We start from the raw sequence: 20563 nt of genomic DNA, 5'->3' as shown, positions 1-20563 counted from the left end.
AGCACCGAGCCGCCACTCCGCATGTCCAAGCCGATGTTTCCTGCTCTGGCCCAGTTTATGGCCGCGACCGCCGGCCGCAACATGACCAAGGTGGCCTATGTGGCCGTGACCGTCGGCGTGGTCAGCATGGCGCTGCTGACGCTCGATCCGGCCTATGAAACGGCCCACCGCTGGGTCGATTTCCTGTTGTGGGCCTGTCTCGTCTATTTCGTGTTCGAATGGCTGGTCCGACTGCGCCACATGACGCGGCAGGGGCGGCTCGCCCTCTACATGTCCTCCTCCGCCGGGCTGGTCGACGCCTTGGGGGCGCTGGCCGTGCCGGTCGCGCTGATCTTCGGCGCCGAGCCCAAGACGGCTTGGCTGCTGAGCGTGCTCTGGGTGCTGAAGGTGGTGCCGGGTATTCCCGGCCTGCGCCAGCTCAGACGTGTGCTGGTGCTGGAATCGGGGCCGCTGGTCAGCGTGCTCGTGATCTTCCTGATGGTGGTGTTCCTCGCTTCCGTCGCCGAATATTTCCTGGAGCGGGACGTGCAGCCGCAGACGTTTGGCAGCGTCCCTGCCGCGCTGTGGTGGGCGGTCGTCACGCTGACCACGACAGGCTATGGCGACGTCGTGCCGGTCACGCCGCTCGGTCGCATGATCGCTGCGCTGGTGATGATCTCCGGCCTCGGCGTGTTCGGCCTCTGGACCGGTATTCTGGCGACCGGGTTCGCGGCGGAAACGCGGCGTGACAACTTCCTCAAGACCTGGGAATCCGTCAGCAAAGTGCCATTCTTCGCGGCGCTGGGCCCGGCGGCCATCGCCGACGTCACCCACATGCTGCGCACCATGGAGCTGCCGGCGCGCACCATGATCATCCGCAAGGGCGCGCAGGGCGACTGCATGTATTTCATCGCCGCCGGTGCGGTCGAGGTCGACCTCCCCGGCAAGAAGGTCCAGCTCGGCGAGGGCGCCTTCTTCGGCGAGATGGCGCTGCTCGGCAACAACATGCGCGGCGCCAATGTCTCGACCACGAAAGTATCGCGGCTGCTGGTGCTCGACCTCGTCGACTTCCGCGTGCTGATGGCGCGGCACCCGGACCTCGCCGAGACCATCGACGCCGAGGCGAAGCGCCGCACGCTCGAAAACAAGTAAATGGAGACAAGAATGTCGGACACAGCCGACGCGGCAAGTCCCCCCGTGCTCGAAATCGCTGGTGCACGCGCCACCATCCGCTTGAACCGGCCCAAGCATCTCAACCGGCTCCAGGCCGAAGATCTCGGCGAATTGACAAAGCTGTTCGACCGGATCGAGGCCGATCCTGATATCCGCGTGCTGGTCCTGACCGGCACGGGACGCGCCTTCTCCGCGGGCTACGATCTCAATTCGGTCGCCGAGCGGGCAGTGAGCGCCAACGAGCAGCAGAGCGCGGGCTCGGCCTTCGAAGTCGTCGTCAACCGGCTGGAGGATCTTGGCGTGCCGACGATCTGCCGGCTTAATGGCGGCGTCTATGGCGGCTCGACCGACCTCGCGCTCGCCTGCGATTTCCGCATCGGCGTCGACACCGCGGAAATGTTCATGCCGGCGGCGCGGCTCGGGCTGCACTATTACAGGAGCGGCATCAAACGCTACGTAACGCGGCTCGGCGTCGACAACGCCAAGAAGCTGTTTCTCACTGCACAGAAGATCAGTGCGCCGGAGATGCTGCGGATCGGCTATCTCACCGCCATGGTGCCGGTGGAGACACTCGACGAGGAAGTCGACAAGCTCGCCAACATTCTCGCCGGCAATGCCCCGAACGCGATGCGCGGCATGAAACGCGCAATCAACGAATTCGCCCGCGGCGAGCTGGATGAGCGCGCTGCCGACCAGCGCCACCGCGACAGCATGCGCGGCGACGAGATCAAGGAGGGCATCAAGGCGTTCGCGGAGAAGCGGCCGCCGCGGTTTTGAGGCGAGGTCGGACCACACACCCTCAGTGTCGTCCCGGCGAAGGCCCCACTTTCGCCGGGATGACACTAAGAGCTGGCCCCACCCACAGCCGCCGCATGCTGTGCCGCCATCTCATCATCCGCCGCATTGATGCGTTGGAATGCCGGCCGCGAGGTGATGCGCTCGCAATAGCGGACGAACACATCCTTCTTCGGCACGATGCCGAACATCATGGTCCAGTTGAACGCGACGCCCCACAGGATATCGGCGGCGGTCATCCGCTCGCCGAGCAGATAGGGCCCCTCCGACAGCTGCGCCTCGAACGCACCCAGCATGGTGTCGTAATCGGCGTAGGGCGACTGCGTGATCGGCGCAGGTTCGCGCTGCATGAACTTGTCGATCAGCGCGGGCTCGAAGGAGGAGCCGTAATAGGCGGTCCAGCGCAAATAGGGACCGCGCAGCGGATCGTTGAGCGCGGGCGTCAGGCCGGCTTGCGGAAACAGGTCGGCGAGATAGATGTAAATGGCGACCTGTTCGGTCACGAGTGCCTCGCCATGCCGGATCGCCGGCACTTTGCCGAGCGGATTGATGGCGAGATAGGGAGGCCTCCGCTGCTCGCCGGCCTTCATGTTGAGGACGTGAAGGTCATAGGGCGCGCCGAGCTCCTCCAGCAACACCCGCGTGCCGGTGGCGCGGCTCTGCGGCGAATAATACAGCGTGATGCGGTTCGGATCGGTCATGGCGGATCTCCCTTGGGCCGGTTTGCGATGGGCGCATCTCTAGCCGACCATACCTGACATCCTGTGTCAGGTATGGTTTAAGGGATCATGCGCGCGAGCCGGATGTTGTCGATCCTCACCACTCTCCAGGCCAAGGGGCAGGTCACTGCGCCCGCGCTTGCAGAGGCCTGCGAAGTCTCGGTGCGCACGATCTATCGCGACATCGACGCGCTCGCGGCATCCGGCGTCCCCGTCTATGCCGACCGCGGTGCGGAGGGTGGCTACCGCCTGCTCGACGGCTATCGCGTGCGCCTCAACGGGCTATCGCAGAGCGAAGCGGGCGCGCTGTTCCTGGCGGGATTGCCGGGCCCGGCGGCGGCGCTGGGGCTGGATGCCGCAATGATCGCCGCACAGAGCAAGCTGATGGCGGCACTGCCCGCAAACTTGCGCGAAGACGCCGGCCGGATGCAGGAGCGCTTTCATCTGGATGCGCCGGGCTGGTTCGGCGAGGCAGAAGAGCCAAAGCATCTGCGCGCGATTGCCGGCGCGGCCCTCCGCGGGACACTCATCAAAATCCGCTATCAGAGCTGGCGCGCCGAGAAGCAGCGCCGTGTCGCTCCGCTCGGCCTCGTGCTGAAGGGCGGCAGTTGGTATCTCGCAGGCCAAGTCGACGGCAGCGTGCGCACCTATCGCATCGCGCGCGTGCTCGACTGCACGGCACTCGACGACCGCTTCGATCGTCCCGCCGATTTCGACCTCGCCGCCTATTGGCAGGATGCGACGCTGCGGCTCGAGACCGAGATGCACCCGAACGTCGCGATCGTACGGCTGTCGCCAATCGGGGTAAAACTGCTCGATGCGCTGAGCCAGCCTTACGTCAGGGCGCGCACGCAGATCGAAGAGACGACTGATGCCGACGGTTGGCGCATCGCAAGGGTGCCCACCGGGAAGACCTCGTGGCATGCCGCAGCCGAATTGCTGCGGCTGGGGTCCGAGGTCGAGGTGTTGGAGCCCGCCGATCTCCGCGAGAAGATGGCCGAGATGACGCAGGCGATGGCCGCGCGCTATCGCGCGGCGCGGAAAGCCTGACGGCGGCGCATCTCGCCGCAACTGACGAAACAATCCTGAAACACGATTCTTGCCTCATCGCGTGAACGCATTCACGCGTCGACCCGACCGAGATGCAGGGACACAACAACGGCTTCGCGCCACACTGGAGAATGAAAATGTTTCGCAAGCTTGCTCTTGGTCTGATCGCCGCCGGTTCGCTCGGCGCTGCCGCTCTCGCGCCCACCGCCGCGTCGGCCCACGGCTTCCACCATTACTGGGGCCCCGGCTGGGGCTTTGGCGGCATCTACGTCAACACCGGCGTCAACAACTGCTACCAGGAGCGCGTCGTCCAGACCCGTCACGGCATGCGCGTCCGCGTCGTGAATGTCTGCGCCTACGGCATCTACTGATACCGTGCCCTCACGACAAAGCTCCGGTCGTGCTGCGGCCGGAGCTTTGCGTTGAGCTTAAGCGCTCTTCCGCTGCCGGCGAAACCAGGCCCAGGTCTCGCGCGTCGTTCTGATGTAACCGCGGCCGCGATAGACGATCTCGCCGTCGACGATACCGTTCAGCTTCGGCAGTGCATGAAACGGGATCGAGGGATAGGCGTGGTGCTCGACGTGGTAGGGCATGTTCCACGCAATCCATTTGACGATGGCGCCGGTATAGGTGGTGCGGGTGTTCTGGAACGCGCTGCGAGTATGCTCGCAACCGGTATGCTCGGCATAGAGATAGGGTCGCAGAAAGAATTGCCCGATGATCAGCGGCACGATCCAGACCCACAGAAGCAACGCGGACGAGAACCACAGCGACAATGCGAGCAACAACGCATAGGACGCAACATAGGCCCGCGCTTCGGCCACGATAGTGCCGCGCTTGTTCTCGGGGATCCAAGGGACAACCACTTTGCCGGTGATGGCATGGCCGAGCATCAGCCGGAGGCGGCCGGCGACCTGGAGCAGTCCGCTATAGGCGATCGCGAGCTGCGTGTCGGATGCCGGTTTGACGCCGACGATCAGCTCCGGGTCCTTGTCCGGATCCTGGGTGTAGCGATGATGGTCCCAGTGGAACAAGCAGTAATATTCGTATGGCAAGCCGCGCGGCAACGATGCATCGATCGTGCCGGACCAGCAAACGCATCGTTGCGTCTAATAACTGTACCAATAGTACATTTATTTTTACCAGAGACAACGGAGATTTCTGATTGTCGCCTGGCTTAGGCAATGGCCGCGATGTATCGGTCCACCGATGCCGCAAAGGCAGCCTTGGCGCCCGAAGCGATGTTGCGGTCCCACCAAGCGCCATAGATGCGGTCGAAGGGGAGCGGCTCCACAGCGGCTGCAATCCGCCGCACCGCGGCGGCGTTGAGCGGCATGTAGTTCGGATAGGAATACATGAAGCTGAGGAAGCGGCGGTCCATCGTCACTTGCGCGATATCGCCAGTGAGCAGCGCGCCCTTGCCCTCCACGCCGCGCGAATAGTGCAGCATGGTGCCGCCTGCGAAATGGCCGCCGGTGCGCAACAGCAGAACATCGTCCGAGATACGATGTTGATCGCCGGTCCAGTGCACGATCGAGGGGTGTGGACGCGTCACCCATTGCTGGTCGGCAGCGTGAAGATACACCGGCACACCGCCGAACGCTTCGCTCCAGTCGGCAAGCGCGCCATAGTAATGCGGGTGCGAGATCGCGATCGCCGTCAATCCGCCGAGTGATTTGACATGCGCGATCGCCTCTGAGGTTGCCAGCGGGATGCAGTCCCACATCACGCACCCCTTGCCATCTGGGACCAGCAGCGCGCGCTGGCCGATCGCGAAGCTCGGCTCAAGCGCGATACCGGTGATGCCGAGATCGTCGCGCCAGACGAGGCGGTGACGTTCGGCGAGCGTCTCGCGGGTCAGGAAGGTCTGCCCGTTCCAGTTCACATATTGCCGCTCGTCCTCGCAGATCGGACAGGACGCCGGTGGCTGTCCGCTGTCCGGGAATTGCGCGCCGCAGGTTTCGCAGGTCCAGAGAGGCATGGCCGTGATCCAGAAAGGAGAACAGGATACCTGTGAGGTGACATCGCCGCCCTCCAATCGCAAGTCCGGAGGAACCAACGCGATTGGCACATGTTACTTTTCGGTCCGCCCCGGCACAATTGGCCGGCCGTCTCCGCTTGCACGAGACCCCTTTAGTAGCATCACGTTCAGCGTCTCGATGACATCGCGCCCTTCCTCACCCCGTCTCTGGCCTCTCTACGCCGTCAACTTCTTCATGGCCGACATGCAGTCGGGCATCGGGCCGTTCGTCGGCGTGTTCCTTCACGAGCGCGGCTGGGCGACCGGATTGATCGGCACCGCGCTGACGATCGGCAATGTCGCGGGCATGCTGGTCACGACACCGATCGGCGGCTTCATCGATTCCAGTCGCAACAAGCGGCTATGGGTCATCATTCCCGGAATCTGCGTGGTGCTTGCCTCCGCCATCATCCTGATCTCGCAGAATTTCTGGGCAGTCACCTTCTCGCAAGTGGCGCAATCGCTGGCGAGCGCTGCGATCGTGCCGGCGGTCACCGGCATCTCGCTCGGCATCGCCAAGCAAAAGGGTTTCAATGCGTTGAACGGACGCAACCAGGCCTTCAACCACGCCGGCAACATGGTGGGCGCGGCGCTGTCGGGCTATCTCGGCTACAAATTCGGCTACGTCTGGGTGTTCGTTCTGGCTGCCCTCTTCGGCGCCGTCGCCGTCGCTTGCGTCCTGATGATTCCGGCCAAGGCCATCGATGATCGCCAAGCTCGCGGCAGCCAGGAAGACGAGAGGAACAATCCGCCGGCAGGTCTCTCCGTTCTCTTCAAGCACAAGCCGCTGCTGGTGCTGGCGCTGGCATTGGCCATCTTCCATCTCGGCAACGCCGCCATCGTGCCACTCTATGGCCTTGCTGCGGTGAGCGCAGGCCAGGCCAATGGTCCAAGCTTCGTCGCGACCATCGTCATCATTGCGCAGGGCGTGATGATCGTGACGTCCCTGATCGGCATGCAGGTCGCGGGCAAGCGCAACTACTGGCCGGTGATCCTGGTCTCCTTCATGATGTTGCCCATTCGCGGCGTTCTCGCCTTCTTCGTCACCGGCTGGTGGGGCGTCGTGCCGATGCAGGTGCTCGACGGCATCGGCACCGGGCTGCAGACGGTCGCCGTTCCCGGCATGGTCGCGCGCTCGCTCGACGGCACCGGACGCATCAATCTCGGCCAGGGCGCCGTCATCACCGTGCAGGGCGTCGGTGCAAGTCTCAGTCCCGCGGTCGGCGGCTGGATCGCACAATGGATCGGCTACGGTCCGACGTTTTTGCTGCTCGGCGGCTTCGGCCTCGCCTCAATGGCGCTGTGGCTGGCGTTCGGCGCGCATGTGAAGAAGTATTGAGCCGCGTTCCCTCTCCATTCTTACTAAATCACCTTGCCGAGCGTCCCGCCGCCGACGAAGCGCTGGCGCAGCTCGCGCTTGAGCAGCTTGCCGCTGGGATTCTTCGGCAGGCTGTCGACGAAGATCACGCGCTTGGGCACCTTGAAATGCGCCATCTGGCCGGCGCAATGCTGGATGACGGCATCTTCATCCAGCTTCTCGCCGGTCTTGACCACGACGATCGCAGTCACAGCCTCGATCCAGCGCGGATCGGGCAGGCCCACGACAGCGACCTCGGAGACCTCAGGGATGCGATAGATCATCTCCTCGACCTCGCGGCTCGCGACATTCTCGCCGCCGGTCTTGATCATGTCCTTGACGCGATCAACCACGGTAACGTGGCCTTCTTCATCGACGGTGGCGAGATCGCCCGAGTGAAACCAGCCGCCGGAGAACGCGGCCGCGGTCTTCACGGGATCGTTATAATAGCCGGACAGCAGATGCGGCGAGCGGTGCACGATCTCACCGACCTCGCCAACCTTCACGTCCTCCATCGACACGTTGACGACCCGCGTCTCGACATTGAGCACGGGCTTGCCGGCCGAGCCGGCCTTGCGCACCTGGTCCTCGGGCCGCAGCACGGTCGCAAGCGGCGCGATCTCGGTCTGGCCGTAGAAATTCCAGAATTTTGCGGCCGGCAGGCGGCCCTGCAGCTCGAGCAGCACTTCCACCGGCATGATCGAGGCGCCGTAATAGCCCTTCTGCAACGTCGACAGATCGGTCTTGTCGAAATTCGGCGAGCGCAGCATCGCTATCCAGATCGTCGGCGGCGCGAAGAACGAGGTGATCTTGTGCGCCTGGATCAGCGCCAGAATATTATCGGCGGTCGGCTTCCCCGTGATCACGCCGGAGGCACCAAGATAGATTTGCGGCCCGAGAAACACGTCGAGCTGGGCGCAATGATAGAGCGGCAGCGCGTGCAGGAATTTGTCGTCCACGGTCATGCCGCCGTCGATGATGCAGCTGACATACTGCCACATCACGGCCTCATGGGTCAGCATCGCGCCCTTGGGCAGGGATTCCGTGCCGCTGGTATAGACGATCTGCGCGAGATCGCGGCTGTCGACCGACGCTTCGAGATACGAGCCGTCGGAATGAAGCAGATCGTCGAAGGTGGCGAGGCCAGCAGGCGCCGCGGCGGGATCCTCGCCCGGCAGCCAGATCATCTTCTCGACCGCGCAATCCTTCGCACTCGCGGCGCGCGCCGGCTCGACGAAGTCGGGACCGGTCGCGAGCAGCTTTGCGCCGGAGCTCTTCAGGATGAAATTGATCTCATCCGGATTGAGCATGAAGTTGATCGGCACCAGCACGGCGCCGATCCGCGCCACGGCAAAGCGCAGGGCGGCGAAGGCATGGGAATTGCGCGAGAGCACGGCGAGACGGTCGCCCTTCTTCACGCCAAGGCCGAGCAGGCCGCGGCCAAGCCGGTTGCAGATCTTATCCATCTCGGCAAAGGTCCAGCTCGCACTGCCGCAGCTCACCGCGAGCTTGGCCGGCTCGCGGCCCGCCGAGCGGCGCAGGAGATCGCCGATGGAATGCTCGCGCGCTTTCGAGATGGTGGCCGCGGTGTCGCTCGACATTTCCGTTCCCTTGGAATTTTCAATCCGCAGATGCTTGCCCGGACGCTCGTCGGGCCTGGCATGTACGCGCGCTTTATTTGACGAAAACGTAACGGGGGCACCCGTCCGCGTCAAATCGGCCGATGCAGTGGCGCCATCACGCAAGATTTGACGCCTGGTCGGAGCAAATCTAGGCTGCGCTCCAATCATAATCATAAACGGGGGAGACGTTGATGTATCAGAATACGCGTGCCGCTGTTGCGGCCGGACTATTTCTCGCATTCTTCGCTAGTACCTCTTCCGCCCTTCCGCCCAGCAGACCCCCCTCAAGATCGGCGTGAGGTGAAGAAGCCCGAGGGTCCACCACATTGCATCACGCGGAAAAATGAGCGAGCACTCCGTCAGAAAATTCTGGATCCGCCCCCTTTCTGGCGACCAGCCTCTGCGCTAGGAATGACGACAAGGGCGCAAAGTCCACGCCTGGATCAACAACAACGCCAAAACGTCCGGGATGAAGTATGGGGAGGCAGCGTGAATCTCGCTCGCCAGCGACCTTGGACGAATGCGTTCTCGACGGAAGCGCTGTGCAGGCGCATTCTGGAACGTTATCGCGCCTCCATCCGCGTGCAGCTGTCAGACAGGGTGTCGCCAGCGGCGCCTTCTCGATCGACCAGGTCGGGCTCATGGCGTCGCTGATCAGGCCGAGGCCAAAGCCGATGGCGCACCCATAGCCCGCAGCAAGGATCAGGCGATGAAGCGTTTCCGATTGAGCCAGCAGGAGATCGTTTTCGTCGTCTTCGCGCTGCTGTTCCTCGTGTTCTCGATCTTCCTGAACGGCTTCCTCACGGCAGAGAACATGCTGACGCTGCTCCAGAACGTGGCAGTGCTCGGCATCCTCGGCCTCGCCATGGCGATCGTCGTGATCGGTCGCGGTATCGACATCTCGCTGATCGCGGCCCTGGCGGTGCCACCTGGGCTCGTGCTTCAGATGGTGCAGAACGGCCATTCGCTGCCGTTCTCGCTGATGATCGCCGTGCTGCTCACGATCACCTTCGGTCTCGTCAATGGCTGGCTGATCGCCTATGCCGAGGTGCCCTCGTTGTTTGCGACACTCGCAACGGGCCTGCTGCTCGCTGGGCTAGGACAAGCTACGCTGTTCCAGCTCGACGTCGTGCAATGGAGCCCCGGCATGAACGGCTTCGAACGTCTCGGACAGGGCACCGTTCTCGGCATTCCCACCTCGATCTGGATGTTCGCGATCGCCTGCATCGTGGTCGCATTCCTGCTGCGCCAGACCCGATGGGGCGCTTATATCTATGCGATCGGCGACAATCCTTACGCCGCGCGCGTTACCGGCATTCCCTCCCGCCCGATCATTGTCCTGCAATATGTGATCACCGCCCTGATCGGCTGCTTTGCCGGCCTCGTGCTGGCGGCTTCCGTCAATTCGATGCCGACCCGCATCTTCAACTCGACGCTGATCTACGACGTGATCCTGGTCGTCGTGCTGGGCGGCATCGGGCTATCGGGCGGTCGCGGCGGCGTGCTCAACGTCATCATCGGCACGCTGCTGATCGGCACCATGCTCAACGGCATGACCATCATGGACATCTCCTACGCCGGGCAAAATCTCATCAAAGGCGTGGTGCTGCTCCTCGCCGTCATCACGGACTCCTTCCTGAATCCGCGCAACGAAGAAACGGCGCAGCAAGGCGACATCTGAACGACCGACAAGAACGACAACCATAACCAAGGAGGAAGCAATGAAACATCTTGGCAATCAGACAAAGGCAATCGTTGCCGCACTGGCTCTCGCGGCACTGACCGGACCGGCTCTCGCTCAGCAGGGCCTCGACGAGCCGTTCCAGAAGCCGTTCAAGGAAGCGCTCGCCGGCAAGACCGTGGCCTATGTGCCGGTGGCCATGAACTTCGACCTCACCGAGGGCTGGTATGCCGGGCTCAAGAAGGAGCTCGAGCCGTTCGGCGTCAAGTTCGTGATCCGCGATGCCAACTGGAACACCAATGCCGGCGCCCAGGCCGTCACCTCGCTGATCTCGGAGAAGCCTGCGGTGATGGTGGTCCACAATCCCGACGTGCAGACCTACGCCAAATTGCTGCAGCGGGCCGAGAATGAAGGCATCTACGTCATCCAGATCAACATGGGCTCGGCCTATCGCAGCTCCGCCTTCGTCGGCGCCAACTGGGTCGAGATCGGCGAACGTCAAACTGAGGCCGTGGTCAAGGCCTGCGAGGGCAAGTCAAACAAGATCGCTATCGTGCAAGGCGCACTCTCGGCCGCGGCGAGCGCCTACACGCTGAAGGGCGTCGAGAACGTTCTCGCCAAGCATCCCGAGATCAAGGTGGCGTCGAGCCAGGCCGCCGATTGGGACGCCGCCAAGGCCAAAGCGATCACGCAAACGGTGCTGAAGCAGAATCCCGATCTCTGCGGCATCGTCGGCTTCTGGGATGGCATGGACATCGGCACCGCAGCCGCAGTCAAGGAAGCAGGCCTCACCGGCAAGGTGTTTCTCGCCACCTCGGGCGGCGGCGAGCACAAGGGCGCCTGCGAGCTGGTGAAGTCGGGCGCGTTCGACCTAAACATGAGCTACGACGTGCCGACCCAGGCGGCGCAGATGGCCGGCACCATCAAATGGCTGCTGTCGTCGGGCGCGAAGCCCGGCTCGATCAAGGGTTCGGAATACACCACGCTGATTCCGATCACCAAGGAGAACGCCGACAGCCAGACGGCCTGCTGGAATCTCAGCGACCTCAAGAAATGATCCGGCGCTGACGCCCGAGATCCCCGGAACATCAAGGCCCCGGGGATCCCGCTCCCGATAGCTTTCACGCCTAGCTGGAATGCCGATGCGCGACACCATCACAAGCCTGCGTTACCGCTACTGGCCTGATCATCTCCTCGGTGAAATCCTGTCCAAGCGATGGACCGAGACAGCCATCCCGGTCATCCTTCTCCTGATCGTCGGCTTCGCGTTCAGCCGATCCATCGACAACTTCCTGTCACCGGCGAGCCTCGCCGACACCGCGCGCCAGGCCGGGGAGATCGGCTTCATCGCGCTCGGGCTTGCGCTGGTCGTCATCGTCGGCGGCATCGATCTGTCCGTCGGTTCGATCTTCGCGCTGACGGATTTCTGCGCGCTCTATCTGCTTGACGTCGCGGGCTGGCCGGTTCCGGCCGTCGCGGTCGCCACGCTGCTCTGTGGCGCGCTGCTCGGCGCCGTCAACGGCGTCCTGGTCGGATATCTGCGGCTGCGCGCCTTCATCACCACGCTGATCACGCTGATCATCTACCGCTCGGCCTACGATCTCCTGATCCAGCGCTACTCCAACGCCATCGCCTCAGCCTTCCCCGACATCCCGTCCTGGGATTTCATCGGCGCCGGTTCCGTCTTCGGCATCCCGACGGTGGCGCTGGTCTATATCGTCATCGCCATCTTCGGCCATATCTTCCTGACCCGGCTGCGGCCGGGCTGGCACATCACCGCGATCGGCGGCTCGCGCCGCTCGGCGTACAATTCGGGCATCCCCGTTCGCCGCACGATCGCGCTCTGTTACGTCGCGAGTGGCGTGCTGACCAGCATCGGCGCGCTGTTCTTCGCCTCCCGGCTCGGCACCGTCGGTGGTGACATCGGCGTCGGCCTTGAGGTGATCGTGCTGACCGCGACCGTGCTCGGCGGCATCACGCTCGGCGGCGGCAAGGGCTCGGTCGCAAAATCTGCGGTCGGGGTGCTGATCGTGCTCCTGATCACCAACGGTCTCACAACCATGAACGCGCGCGGCGGCGTCAACCGCATGGCGCTCGCCGGCATCCTGCTCGTCGCGGCAATGGTCGACATCCGCTGGCAGAAGAACCGGACCCGCATCATCAGCAAGGTCTATGTCGCGCCGACCTATCATGAGCTGCCACCGCCGCCACCGACTGAAATCGGGCAAGGCGGACCATTCGAGCAGAATGACAAGCTGCGTAACGTCGAGGCGATCGGCCTTGGCCGCATCGAGGCGCCGGAAGACGTCATCCTCGATCGCCACGACAACCTCTATGCCGGCTCACGCCACGGCGACATCATGCGCTTCCTCGCGCCCGACTACCAGAAAATGGAAGTATTCGCCCATATCGGCGGCCAGCCGCTCGGCATGGCCTTCGATCGCGAGGACAATCTCTACGTCTGCATCGGCGGTATGGGCCTCTATCGCATCAAGCCGGACGGCACGGTGGAGAAGGCGACCGACGAGACCAACCGCAGCATGCGGTCGGTCAACGACGACAGCCGGCTGCGGCTCGCCGATGACCTCGACATCACCGACGACGGCCTGATCTTCTTCTCGGAAGCGACTGTGCGCTACGAGATGGACGAGTGGCCGATCGATGGCCTGGAAGCCCGCGGCAACGGCCGCATCATCTCGTACGACACCAAGACCGGCACGACACGCACCGAGCTGCGCGGCCTCAAATTTCCCAACGGCATCTGCGTCGCCAGCGACGGCCAGTCGATCCTGTTTGCCGAAACCTTTGGCTGCTCGATCAAGCGCTACTGGTTCGCAGGCCCCAAGAAGGGCGCGGTCGAGGTGGTGATGGACAATCTGCCGGGCTACCCTGACAACATCAACCTCGCCTCCGACGGCAATTACTGGCTGGCGCTGGTGGGCATGCGCAGCCCCTCGCTCGACCTCGCCTGGAAGATGCCGGGCTTCCGCCGCCGCATGGCCAAGCGCGTGCCGGTCGACGAATGGCTGTTCCCCAACATCAATACCGGCTGCGTGGTCAAGTTCAACGAGCAGGGCAAGATCGTCGAATCGTTCTGGGATCTGCACGGCGAGAACCATCCGATGATCACATCGATGCGCGAGCATCGCGGCTATCTCTATCTGGGCGGCATCCTCAACAACCGGATCGGCCGCTACAAGCTCGACAATGCCGATCCGAACTTCGTCCAGTATGACAAGCGGTGGGGGAAGCAGTCGTGATCGCTGCGGTCAGAGACTTCGCCAACCGGTTTCTCGGGCGCGGCGACGCCACCATCACCGTGCCGTCCTTCGACGGCGCATTGAAGCCTAACCAGAAGCTGGAATCGACCGAGACCCTGCTGACATGCGAGGCGCCGGAAGACCTCGCCGTCGATGGAAGCAACGTTTTCATCGCTGACGGCCAGCGGCTGATGCGTCTGAACGGCGGCGCGGCATCGGAAGTGCGCAGCTTCGAGCGGCCGATATCGGCGCTATGTGTCCTTCCCGGCGGCGGCCTTGCCGTCGCGCTCGGGGGACGCGAGGTGCGTGTGTACGCAAGCCCCTCGGCCGAGCAACCCAGCGTGACGTTCACCGACGCCGCGTTCAACGCCCTCAATGCGCTGGCGCTCGCGGATGACAATACGCTGATTGCAACGGACGGCTCGACGACATGCGGCATCGACGAGTGGGCGCGCGACTTGCTGGAGCTCAATCGGACCGGCCGCGTGTTCAAGCTCGATCCCGGTAGCAAGAGCGTGACACGATTGGCCCAGGGGCTTTGCTATGCCTTCGGCGCCTGCGCCCATGGCAACGCCATGCTGGTCAGCGAGAGCTGGCGCCACCGCCTCGTTCTCGTCTCGGCCGGCGCATCGCCAAAGGTCGTGCTCGGCCGTCTTCCCGTCTATCCGTCGCGGCTGTCGAAAGCGTCCAGCGGCGGCTACTGGCTCACCGCATTCACCGCGCGGACCCAGCTGGTCGAATTCGTGTTGCGCGAACCCGGCTACCGGCGCCGCATGATGGCCGAGATCGATCCGGCCTATTGGGTCGCGCCGCGCCTGCGCTCCGGGCGCTCGTTCAAGGAACCCATGCAGGGCGCGCACATCAAGACCATGGGCGTCATCAAGCCGTGGGCGCCGCCGCGCTCCTACGGCCTCGTCATCCGCCTCGATGCGGACGGCCAGCCGCTCTATTCGCTGCACAGCCGGGTCGACGGCATCAATCACGGCGTCGTCGCAGCCATCGAGATGGGCGATGATCTTGTTCTGATCGCCAAGGGACCGGGCCGTGTCCTGCGATTGCCCCTTGCCGGCCTTGCCGAGGAGTTTCGCCCATGAGCGACATCGCACTCTCGCTGCGCAAGGCGACAAAGCTCTATGCCGGCGTGCCCGCCATCGACGGGGTCGACTTCGACCTCCGCCGCGGGGAGATCCACGCATTGGTCGGCGAGAACGGCGCCGGCAAGTCAACCCTCACCAAGGTGATGGCGGGCGTGGTGATGCTGACGTCGGGGACCATGACGGTCGATGGCGCCGATGTCGCACCGAAGACGCCGCTGGAGGCACGCAATCTCGGTATCGCCATGGTGTTCCAGGAGAACAGCCTGGTGCCGACCATGACGGTCGCGCAAAACCTGTTTCTCGGGCAGGAGAAGTTCTATAACCGCCTGCGCGGCATCTACATCGCCGCGCAGCAGTTTTTGCAATCGCTCAATTTCGACGTCACGCCGACCGCCACCGTCAGCGGCCTTGGCGCGGCCAAGAAGCAGATGGTCGAGATCGCGCGCGCGGTCCTGCACCGCGCCAAGGTCATCATCTTCGACGAGCCGACGGCATCGCTGACGCCGGAAGAGAAGAAGTACTTCTTCGACCTCGTCCGCGACCTCAAGAAGCGCGGCGTCTCGATCGTCTTCATCTCGCACGCCCTGGAGGAGGCCCTGCTGCTCGCCGACCGCATCACCGTGCTGCGCGACGGCAAACATGTGGTGACCGACGATGTCGCCAGGTTCGACCGTGCCGCGATCGTGCAGGCCATGGTCGGACGCGATCTCTCCAACACACTCTATGGCGCGCGGAAGAACAGCGTGCGGCCGGCTGGCGCGCGCGTGCTCACGGTGCAGAATTTGAAGATGGCGCCGATGGTGAAGAACAATTCGCTGTCGGTGTTCGCGGGGCAGATCACCGGCGTGTTCGGCCTCGTCGGCGCGGGCCGCACTGAAACCTTCAAGATCGTCGCCGGCGTGCTCAAGCGCGACTTCTTCCATGGCGGCGAGATCCTGCTGCACGACCAGCCGGTGCGCTACCGGGTGCCGGCACCGGCGGTCAAGGCCGGCATCGCCTATGTCACGGAGGACCGCAAGGTCGAGGGCTTCTTCGAAACGTCCTCGATCGCGCGCAACATTTATCTCGGCCTGCTGTCGAAGTTTCCACGAGGCCGCATGATGCTGTCGCGGCGGGAAACTGACGCAGTCGGCAGGACCTGGATCGAGAAGCTCAAGGTTCGCGCCATCGGCGACCACGGCAAGGTGGTCGAGCTGTCCGGCGGCAATCAACAGAAGGTCGTGATCGCAAAATCGCTGGTGCAGGAGCCCGACCTGATCATCTTCGACGAGCCGACCCGCGGCGTTGACGTCGGCGCCATCGTCGAGATCCACGAGCTGATCAACCGGCTTGCCGACGAAGGCAAGGCGGTCGTGGTCATCTCATCCTATTTGCCCGAGATCATGGCGCTCTCCGACCGCATCCTGGTTTCACGCCAAGGCAAGGTCGTGGAAGAGTTTTCGGCGCTGGAGGCGACGGAGGAGAAGATCATGTATGCGGCGATCCACTAAGGACGGCCGCTACAGCTTGTGCCCCTTCTGGCGCAGCGCCTCGATCAGGCGCTGCTTCAGTTGGTCGGCTGCCTTCTGGCTGGCGTCCTGGGCGATCTGCGCGGTCGCCTGCGCCAGCCCATCCGCCTGCGCCAGGAGCTTCTGTCCGGCCGGCTGGGCGTAGAACGCCTCGATCTGGCGCAGCTCGTCCAGGGTAAAGCTTGTGGCGTAGACGGCGGCGATCTGATCGACCATCGACGTGAAGAACGGCGCGTAGATCTCGGCGCCGGGCGCCGTCATCGCGTCATAGTCGCGCTCGATCTCCGGCCTGTCCTGCGCCACCACCGGCCGCTGCTTGAGCAGCAACTGCGGCAGCAGTGCACGATATTGATCGGCGATCTTCAGCGTGACAACCAGCTTGCGCGCTGTAGCCATCGCCTCCGGCGACGGCGTCTCGGCGGACGCGCTGCAGACGAGGAGCAGGAGAATGCCGGCGATCATCGACAGACGTCTGGACATGGACCTCTCCACTCAGCGGCTCGCATTGGCGGCCGGTGCGCGCTCGACGGCGGTCCCGGGTTCATCGACGTCGGTCACTTTCACGAACAGGTTCGGCACCCGCTCGGCACGATCGAGCAGCCAGGCGGCGCCGATCATGATGACGATGCCGAGGAGCGAGACCGCGAGCTGCTCCCAGACGCCCTTGGTGTATTGCGTCAAAATCCAGTGCGCGGAGAACGACAGGAAGACGCCTAGGCAGAAGATCGGCAGCGAGTGCTGGCCGCAGAGGATGACGGGACGCAGCCACACCGTATGCAGCGCCTTCCATTTGCGCGAGACGAAATGCGTCACCCAGATCGCCAGCGCCAGGAAATGCGTGAAGCGCAGCATGTCGAGGTCGGTCTTGTCGATCGGGTAGATCGCCTTGATCATCCATTTCGGGATCATGACCTCGAGCGCGTGGACGTGCCAGGTCATCACGATCAGGAGCGCAAAAACCAGCCAGGCCGCGGCCAGCGCCATCGCCGCCCTCGACCACACCCATTGGCCGATCTTGTCGATCTGGCCGATGCCGCACCAGGCGGCGAACACGAACATCAGCTGCCAGCAGAACGGGTTGAAATACCAGGTGGTGCCGGGCGGATAGGAGGCGACGTTCCAGTCGAACCAGCGCGACACCACGTAGAGCACCACGGATGCCGCGAGCGTCAGGTTCGGCCGGCGCACCAGGCACCAGACGATGAAGGGCGAGGCGAACACCAGCGTGATGTAGAGCGGCAGCACGTCGAGATTGACCGGCTTGTATTTCAGCACGATCGCCTGCCCGATCAGCTCGTCCGGATGCGCCAGGAAATTGAAGACGTTGAACTCGTGCTCGTACATCGGATTGTCAAAGCGGCGCGCGGTGCGGGCGATCTGCGCCGTGAACAGCAGGAACAGCATGATGTGGGCGACATACATTTCCGCCGCCCGGCGCCACAGCCGCTTCAGCGCGGCGAGGAACCAGCCGCCGGCGACGATCGGCCCGTAGATCCAGCCGACCAGATAACCGGAGATGAAGACGAAGAACTCGGCGGCATCGCTGAAGCCGTAATTGCGCAGCGTCAGCCAGGCCACGACGTCGTGCGGGATGTGATCGAGGAAGATCATCCACAGGCCGATGCCGCGGAAGAGATCGAGCCGCAAATCGCGCTCGACCGGCGCCAACAGTGCTGCCTGGTCCCGTATGATCATGGCCCCCGCCTCGTCCGGTGGGCGTCGCGCCGTCGCGGCGCCGATGAATTCGGATGCTAAAATAGATCAATCAAATCGTCACCTAACCCGGCGACTAGCGTGCCAACGGTAGCCGACCTTGGCGCCTGCGCAAGGGACTTGTCATCACACCGCGCGGGCCGCCTGCCGGAAAGGGCGCGAAAACAACCCCATGCACAGTAGCCAAGTCCTTGTATCACCTGCAAAATTTATTTGACCCGTCGGGCAAAAGCCCCGGACGTCGCGCACCCCAGGTCAGGTCGCCTGATCGCCCTCTGCGAGCATGCCGTTCCGCATCGCCTCGGCCTTTTGCAGCAGCGGCTTCGCGCCGCTTTCGGATGCGATCGCGATCGCGGCGCGCAAGGCGGAGAGGATGATGGTCCGGTTCGCCTCGCTCGATGCAACAGTTGCGTTTACCCGCTGGGAGCCGCGTACAGCCGACACGTAAGGCCAACTGAATTTAGCGAGCGCTGCCGACAAGTGAGAGCGCAAGCTTGCACAACGAAACGCTCTCGGCGTCGCTTTTCCGCGAAGATGCGGCGTCAGCAAGCACGCTGGCGCGAGAATCAAGTGCACGGCCGTTGTTGTTCTGGACAACTCACTCTCAGGTCGTATCATTCCAACGCCGGGCGAGCGGAAGCTTCGGATTGTAAGCCGCCAGGCTTTCGTTCCAGGCGACAAGTTTCGCTGGGCTGCGAAAAAAAACAACTTACTGAGGGAAAAGGCGATGGGTTCGAGACCTTACACCACGGCTGCATTCAGGAACTTGATGAACAGCAACTACTACCCTCTGGCGAACATGAAAAAGAGCGTGGCCAAGCTCAAGGCATCGCCTCACATCGATCTGCCGACCCTGGAATACGGCCAGTACCACCTGATACTGACGCCCGCCTCGAAGTGGCCGCAGGGCAGCGCGAAGCATTGGCACAAGGAGAAGGGTCGGGTGCGCGTCGATCTCGCGGCCCAGCCCAACACCACCCCGCTGTCCAGGGACGAACCCGACGTCGTTCCTCTGACCCGATGCGCGCTGCTCGACGCCAGCGTCCGGAAATGCTTCAATTCGGAGCCGCCGATTCCGATGAAGACCCACATCACGACGCACGAAGAGACCGACCCCGCCGCGAACACTCATGAGATCCGGCTGGAGTGGGAATACGAGGGAGACAGCAAGACGCCCACGCTGCTCTACCTGACGATGGTCTGTCCGTACAAGCCGGCGCGCGACGCTCGTCGAGCTGACGATAGTCGGTCCGTTGAAGCCAGCGAAGGGCTGAGCCTGGGCTAGATCGCGGAGCCATCATTTGATCCAGACGGCGCGGGCCGGCACTTTGCCGGCTCGCGCTTTTTTTGCTGCGTCGGTTGCAAGCGCACCAAGCCAGCACTGCTGCTGCGTGTCCCCGCATCTCCTCCGTCATGGGCCTGTCGTACGAAGATGGTCCGCTCCGTCTCATTGCGTGCGAGTCGCCTTGCGGCCGCAAAAACTCATGAGGAGCGGCCGATGCCGGTTGGATTGCTGGAAGTCGAAGGCACGATCGAGGTCAGCCAGTTCTGGCCCGAGGGACGGTCCGATGCCGACACCACGAAGGTCGTGGTGGACGTCGCCCCCGACGCGATCCGCTTCCGCAAAAACGATTCATCGCCATTCCAGCCGACCCACGTCTTCGACAATGCCAAGGTCAAAGGGCGAACCAACACGGCGCCGATCAAGAACGGCAAGCTCACCATCCGGCTCCAGGGCATCGACGCCCCCGAACTGCACTATATGCCGGCGCCGCTCTCGCCCGCCGAGAAGAAGGGCCTGCTAGATGCCAAGCGGCAGGCCTATCACGAGGTCACGCACTCCTACCGGCAATTCCTCGGCGCGACCTCGACCAAGGCGCTGCATGACTTCCTCGCCAGCACCGGCGAGGCGACGCTCGCCTGCCGGGTGTTCACCCATGTCGATGCGCCGAACGAGGTGTTCGACACCTATGGGCGGATGGTCGGCGATATCGAGGTAACGGTTGCGAACAAGACGGTCGACATCAACCGCTGGCTCGTCGAGCAGGGCTTTGCCTATCCGACGTTCTACTCTTCGATGAACGACGACGAGATCAAGGCCTTCCTTGCACTGACCAAGACCGCGCGCACGAAGAAGCTGCCGGTCTGGAAGCACCTCGCCAAAACCATTCCCGCCTTCGACTTCGACCTGCGCGAGCCCAAGAAAAACGAGACCGACGTGCTCGCGACCGACAAGGGCCCGGTGATTCTGCCAAAGCTCTTCCGCCGCTATACCAACTGGTCGGCGCGCAAGAAGGCGAAGATCACGAGCCAGAACTTCCAGAAGTTTTTGGGCGAAGGCTCCGGCGGCAAGCCTGACACCTGCTACGAGATCGACGACTTCCTGACGAACGGCGTGCACTCGGCGACGCCAAGGAATTTCGCGGAGTTCGTGGAGGGCGGGAAGACGATCAAGTTTCAGCCGGATGGGCTGGTGTTCGGGGAAGCGCCGTCGACGCTGGTGGGGGCGGATGGGAAGGTGATTACGGGGTTTTGAGGGGGCCTGAAGACCGCTAGCACTTCGATCCGTTGCCCTAAGCGCTTGTCGGT

General features: G+C 63.5%; 18 protein-coding genes and 1 pseudogene. 12 read left to right on the top strand and 7 right to left on the bottom strand.

Annotated features, from left to right (window positions below; translation table 11 throughout):
* Positions 1 to 21 precede the first annotated feature (21 nt).
* Both JJC00_RS04585 and JJC00_RS04580 read left to right on the top strand, forming a co-directional pair.
* Complete coding sequence (locus JJC00_RS04585; protein ID WP_200471560.1) at positions 22 to 1131, top strand: cyclic nucleotide-gated ion channel; 1110 nt, start codon at positions 22 to 24, stop codon at positions 1129 to 1131.
* 12 nt (positions 1132 to 1143) lie between these two features.
* Positions 1144 to 1929 carry an enoyl-CoA hydratase/isomerase family protein gene (locus JJC00_RS04580; RefSeq protein ID WP_200471559.1) on the top strand — a complete coding sequence of 262 codons (786 nt, stop codon included), beginning with the start codon at positions 1144 to 1146 and terminating at the stop codon, positions 1927 to 1929.
* Positions 1930 to 1994: 65 nt separating this feature from the next.
* Here the strand turns inward: JJC00_RS04580 and JJC00_RS04575 are convergent, their stop codons facing one another.
* A complete protein-coding gene (locus JJC00_RS04575; protein ID WP_200471558.1) occupies positions 1995 to 2648 on the bottom strand; it encodes a glutathione S-transferase family protein in 654 nt (217 codons plus the stop codon).
* Between the two features lie 87 nt (positions 2649 to 2735).
* Between JJC00_RS04575 and JJC00_RS04570 the strand changes: the two genes are divergently transcribed.
* Positions 2736 to 3716, top strand: a complete 981-nt coding sequence (locus tag JJC00_RS04570) for a helix-turn-helix transcriptional regulator (protein ID WP_200471557.1) — start codon at positions 2736 to 2738, stop codon at positions 3714 to 3716.
* A gap of 137 nt (positions 3717 to 3853) precedes the next feature.
* A complete protein-coding gene (locus JJC00_RS04565; protein ID WP_200471556.1) occupies positions 3854 to 4087 on the top strand; it encodes a hypothetical protein in 234 nt (77 codons plus the stop codon).
* A 57-nt stretch (positions 4088 to 4144) separates the two neighbouring features.
* Here JJC00_RS04565 and JJC00_RS04560 read toward each other — a convergent pair.
* Both JJC00_RS04560 and JJC00_RS04555 read right to left on the bottom strand, forming a co-directional pair.
* A pseudogene (locus JJC00_RS04560) lies at positions 4145 to 4774 on the bottom strand (fatty acid desaturase); the annotation flags it as partial.
* A gap of 119 nt (positions 4775 to 4893) precedes the next feature.
* On the bottom strand, positions 4894 to 5697 hold the full coding sequence (locus tag JJC00_RS04555) for an MBL fold metallo-hydrolase (protein ID WP_200471555.1): 804 nt from the start codon (positions 5695 to 5697) through the stop codon (positions 4894 to 4896).
* Positions 5698 to 5875: 178 nt separating this feature from the next.
* On the opposite strand from JJC00_RS04555, the gene JJC00_RS04550 reads away from it, so the two are divergent.
* Positions 5876 to 7075, top strand: a complete 1200-nt coding sequence (locus JJC00_RS04550) for an MFS transporter (RefSeq protein WP_200471554.1) — start codon at positions 5876 to 5878, stop codon at positions 7073 to 7075.
* 23 nt (positions 7076 to 7098) lie between these two features.
* Here JJC00_RS04550 and JJC00_RS04545 read toward each other — a convergent pair whose 3' ends face one another.
* A complete protein-coding gene (locus JJC00_RS04545) occupies positions 7099 to 8694 on the bottom strand; it encodes an acyl-CoA synthetase (RefSeq protein ID WP_200471553.1) in 1596 nt (531 codons plus the stop codon).
* 730 nt (positions 8695 to 9424) lie between these two features.
* Between JJC00_RS04545 and JJC00_RS04540 the strand changes: the two genes are divergently transcribed.
* The 5 genes from JJC00_RS04540 (at position 9425) to JJC00_RS04520 (ending at position 16243) form a co-directional block, all read left to right on the top strand.
* A complete protein-coding gene (locus JJC00_RS04540; RefSeq protein ID WP_200471552.1) occupies positions 9425 to 10396 on the top strand; it encodes an ABC transporter permease in 972 nt (323 codons plus the stop codon).
* A gap of 40 nt (positions 10397 to 10436) precedes the next feature.
* Positions 10437 to 11453, top strand: a complete 1017-nt coding sequence (locus tag JJC00_RS04535) for a sugar ABC transporter substrate-binding protein (protein ID WP_200471551.1) — start codon at positions 10437 to 10439, stop codon at positions 11451 to 11453.
* Between the two features lie 79 nt (positions 11454 to 11532).
* The gene (locus JJC00_RS04530; protein WP_200471550.1) at positions 11533 to 13656 is read left to right on the top strand and encodes an ABC transporter permease; all 2124 of its coding nucleotides are present in this window, start codon (positions 11533 to 11535) and stop codon (positions 13654 to 13656) included.
* Entirely contained in the window at positions 13653 to 14750 is a 1098-nt protein-coding gene (locus tag JJC00_RS04525) for a hypothetical protein (protein ID WP_200471549.1), read from the top strand. Before JJC00_RS04530 ends, JJC00_RS04525 begins: the two co-directional genes overlap by 4 nt.
* Positions 14747 to 16243, top strand: a complete 1497-nt coding sequence (locus JJC00_RS04520; protein ID WP_200471548.1) for a sugar ABC transporter ATP-binding protein — start codon at positions 14747 to 14749, stop codon at positions 16241 to 16243. Before JJC00_RS04525 ends, JJC00_RS04520 begins: the two co-directional genes overlap by 4 nt.
* Positions 16244 to 16252: 9 nt before the next feature.
* Here the strand turns inward: JJC00_RS04520 and JJC00_RS04515 are convergent, their stop codons facing one another.
* The 3 genes from JJC00_RS04515 to JJC00_RS04505 form a co-directional block, all read right to left on the bottom strand.
* A complete protein-coding gene (locus JJC00_RS04515; RefSeq protein WP_200471547.1) occupies positions 16253 to 16741 on the bottom strand; it encodes a DUF2059 domain-containing protein in 489 nt (162 codons plus the stop codon).
* A 12-nt stretch (positions 16742 to 16753) separates the two neighbouring features.
* On the bottom strand, positions 16754 to 17956 hold the full coding sequence (locus JJC00_RS04510; protein WP_200471546.1) for an OpgC domain-containing protein: 1203 nt from the start codon (positions 17954 to 17956) through the stop codon (positions 16754 to 16756).
* 273 nt (positions 17957 to 18229) lie between these two features.
* Positions 18230 to 18418, bottom strand: coding sequence for a hypothetical protein (locus tag JJC00_RS04505; protein ID WP_200471545.1), 189 nt, complete (start codon positions 18416 to 18418; stop codon positions 18230 to 18232).
* Positions 18419 to 18701: 283 nt separating this feature from the next.
* Between JJC00_RS04505 and JJC00_RS04500 the strand changes: the two genes are divergently transcribed.
* Both JJC00_RS04500 and JJC00_RS04495 read left to right on the top strand, forming a co-directional pair.
* On the top strand, positions 18702 to 19259 hold the full coding sequence (locus JJC00_RS04500) for a hypothetical protein (RefSeq protein WP_246774085.1): 558 nt from the start codon (positions 18702 to 18704) through the stop codon (positions 19257 to 19259).
* 213 nt (positions 19260 to 19472) lie between these two features.
* On the top strand, positions 19473 to 20510 hold the full coding sequence (locus JJC00_RS04495; protein ID WP_200471544.1) for a thermonuclease family protein: 1038 nt from the start codon (positions 19473 to 19475) through the stop codon (positions 20508 to 20510).
* The last annotated feature ends 53 nt before the right edge of the window (positions 20511 to 20563 follow it).

The organism is Bradyrhizobium diazoefficiens (assembly GCF_016616885.1).
Lineage (GTDB): Bacteria > Pseudomonadota > Alphaproteobacteria > Rhizobiales > Xanthobacteraceae > Bradyrhizobium > Bradyrhizobium diazoefficiens_F.
Note: the sequence above shows the minus strand (reverse complement) of the source record. Positions and strands in the feature narration are given on the sequence as shown.

Bases quoted from the DNA above. Each gene is read 5' to 3' on its own strand.
- JJC00_RS04585 (WP_200471560.1), top strand. From the start codon at position 22: ATGTCCAAGCCGATGTTTCCTGCTCTGGCCCAGTTTATGGCCGCGACC.
- JJC00_RS04580 (WP_200471559.1), top strand. From the start codon at position 1,144: ATGTCGGACACAGCCGACGCGGCAAGTCCCCCCGTGCTCGAAATCGCT.
- JJC00_RS04575 (WP_200471558.1), bottom strand. From the start codon at position 2,648: ATGACCGATCCGAACCGCATCACGCTGTATTATTCGCCGCAGAGCCGC.
- JJC00_RS04570 (WP_200471557.1), top strand. From the start codon at position 2,736: ATGCGCGCGAGCCGGATGTTGTCGATCCTCACCACTCTCCAGGCCAAG.
- JJC00_RS04565 (WP_200471556.1), top strand. From the start codon at position 3,854: ATGTTTCGCAAGCTTGCTCTTGGTCTGATCGCCGCCGGTTCGCTCGGC.
- JJC00_RS04555 (WP_200471555.1), bottom strand. From the start codon at position 5,697: ATGCCTCTCTGGACCTGCGAAACCTGCGGCGCGCAATTCCCGGACAGC.
- JJC00_RS04550 (WP_200471554.1), top strand. From the start codon at position 5,876: ATGACATCGCGCCCTTCCTCACCCCGTCTCTGGCCTCTCTACGCCGTC.
- JJC00_RS04545 (WP_200471553.1), bottom strand. From the start codon at position 8,694: ATGTCGAGCGACACCGCGGCCACCATCTCGAAAGCGCGCGAGCATTCC.
- JJC00_RS04540 (WP_200471552.1), top strand. From the start codon at position 9,425: ATGAAGCGTTTCCGATTGAGCCAGCAGGAGATCGTTTTCGTCGTCTTC.
- JJC00_RS04535 (WP_200471551.1), top strand. From the start codon at position 10,437: ATGAAACATCTTGGCAATCAGACAAAGGCAATCGTTGCCGCACTGGCT.
- JJC00_RS04530 (WP_200471550.1), top strand. From the start codon at position 11,533: ATGCCGATGCGCGACACCATCACAAGCCTGCGTTACCGCTACTGGCCT.
- JJC00_RS04520 (WP_200471548.1), top strand. From the start codon at position 14,747: ATGAGCGACATCGCACTCTCGCTGCGCAAGGCGACAAAGCTCTATGCC.
- JJC00_RS04515 (WP_200471547.1), bottom strand. From the start codon at position 16,741: ATGTCCAGACGTCTGTCGATGATCGCCGGCATTCTCCTGCTCCTCGTC.
- JJC00_RS04510 (WP_200471546.1), bottom strand. From the start codon at position 17,956: ATGATCATACGGGACCAGGCAGCACTGTTGGCGCCGGTCGAGCGCGAT.
- JJC00_RS04500 (WP_246774085.1), top strand. From the start codon at position 18,702: ATGGGTTCGAGACCTTACACCACGGCTGCATTCAGGAACTTGATGAAC.
- JJC00_RS04495 (WP_200471544.1), top strand. From the start codon at position 19,473: ATGCCGGTTGGATTGCTGGAAGTCGAAGGCACGATCGAGGTCAGCCAG.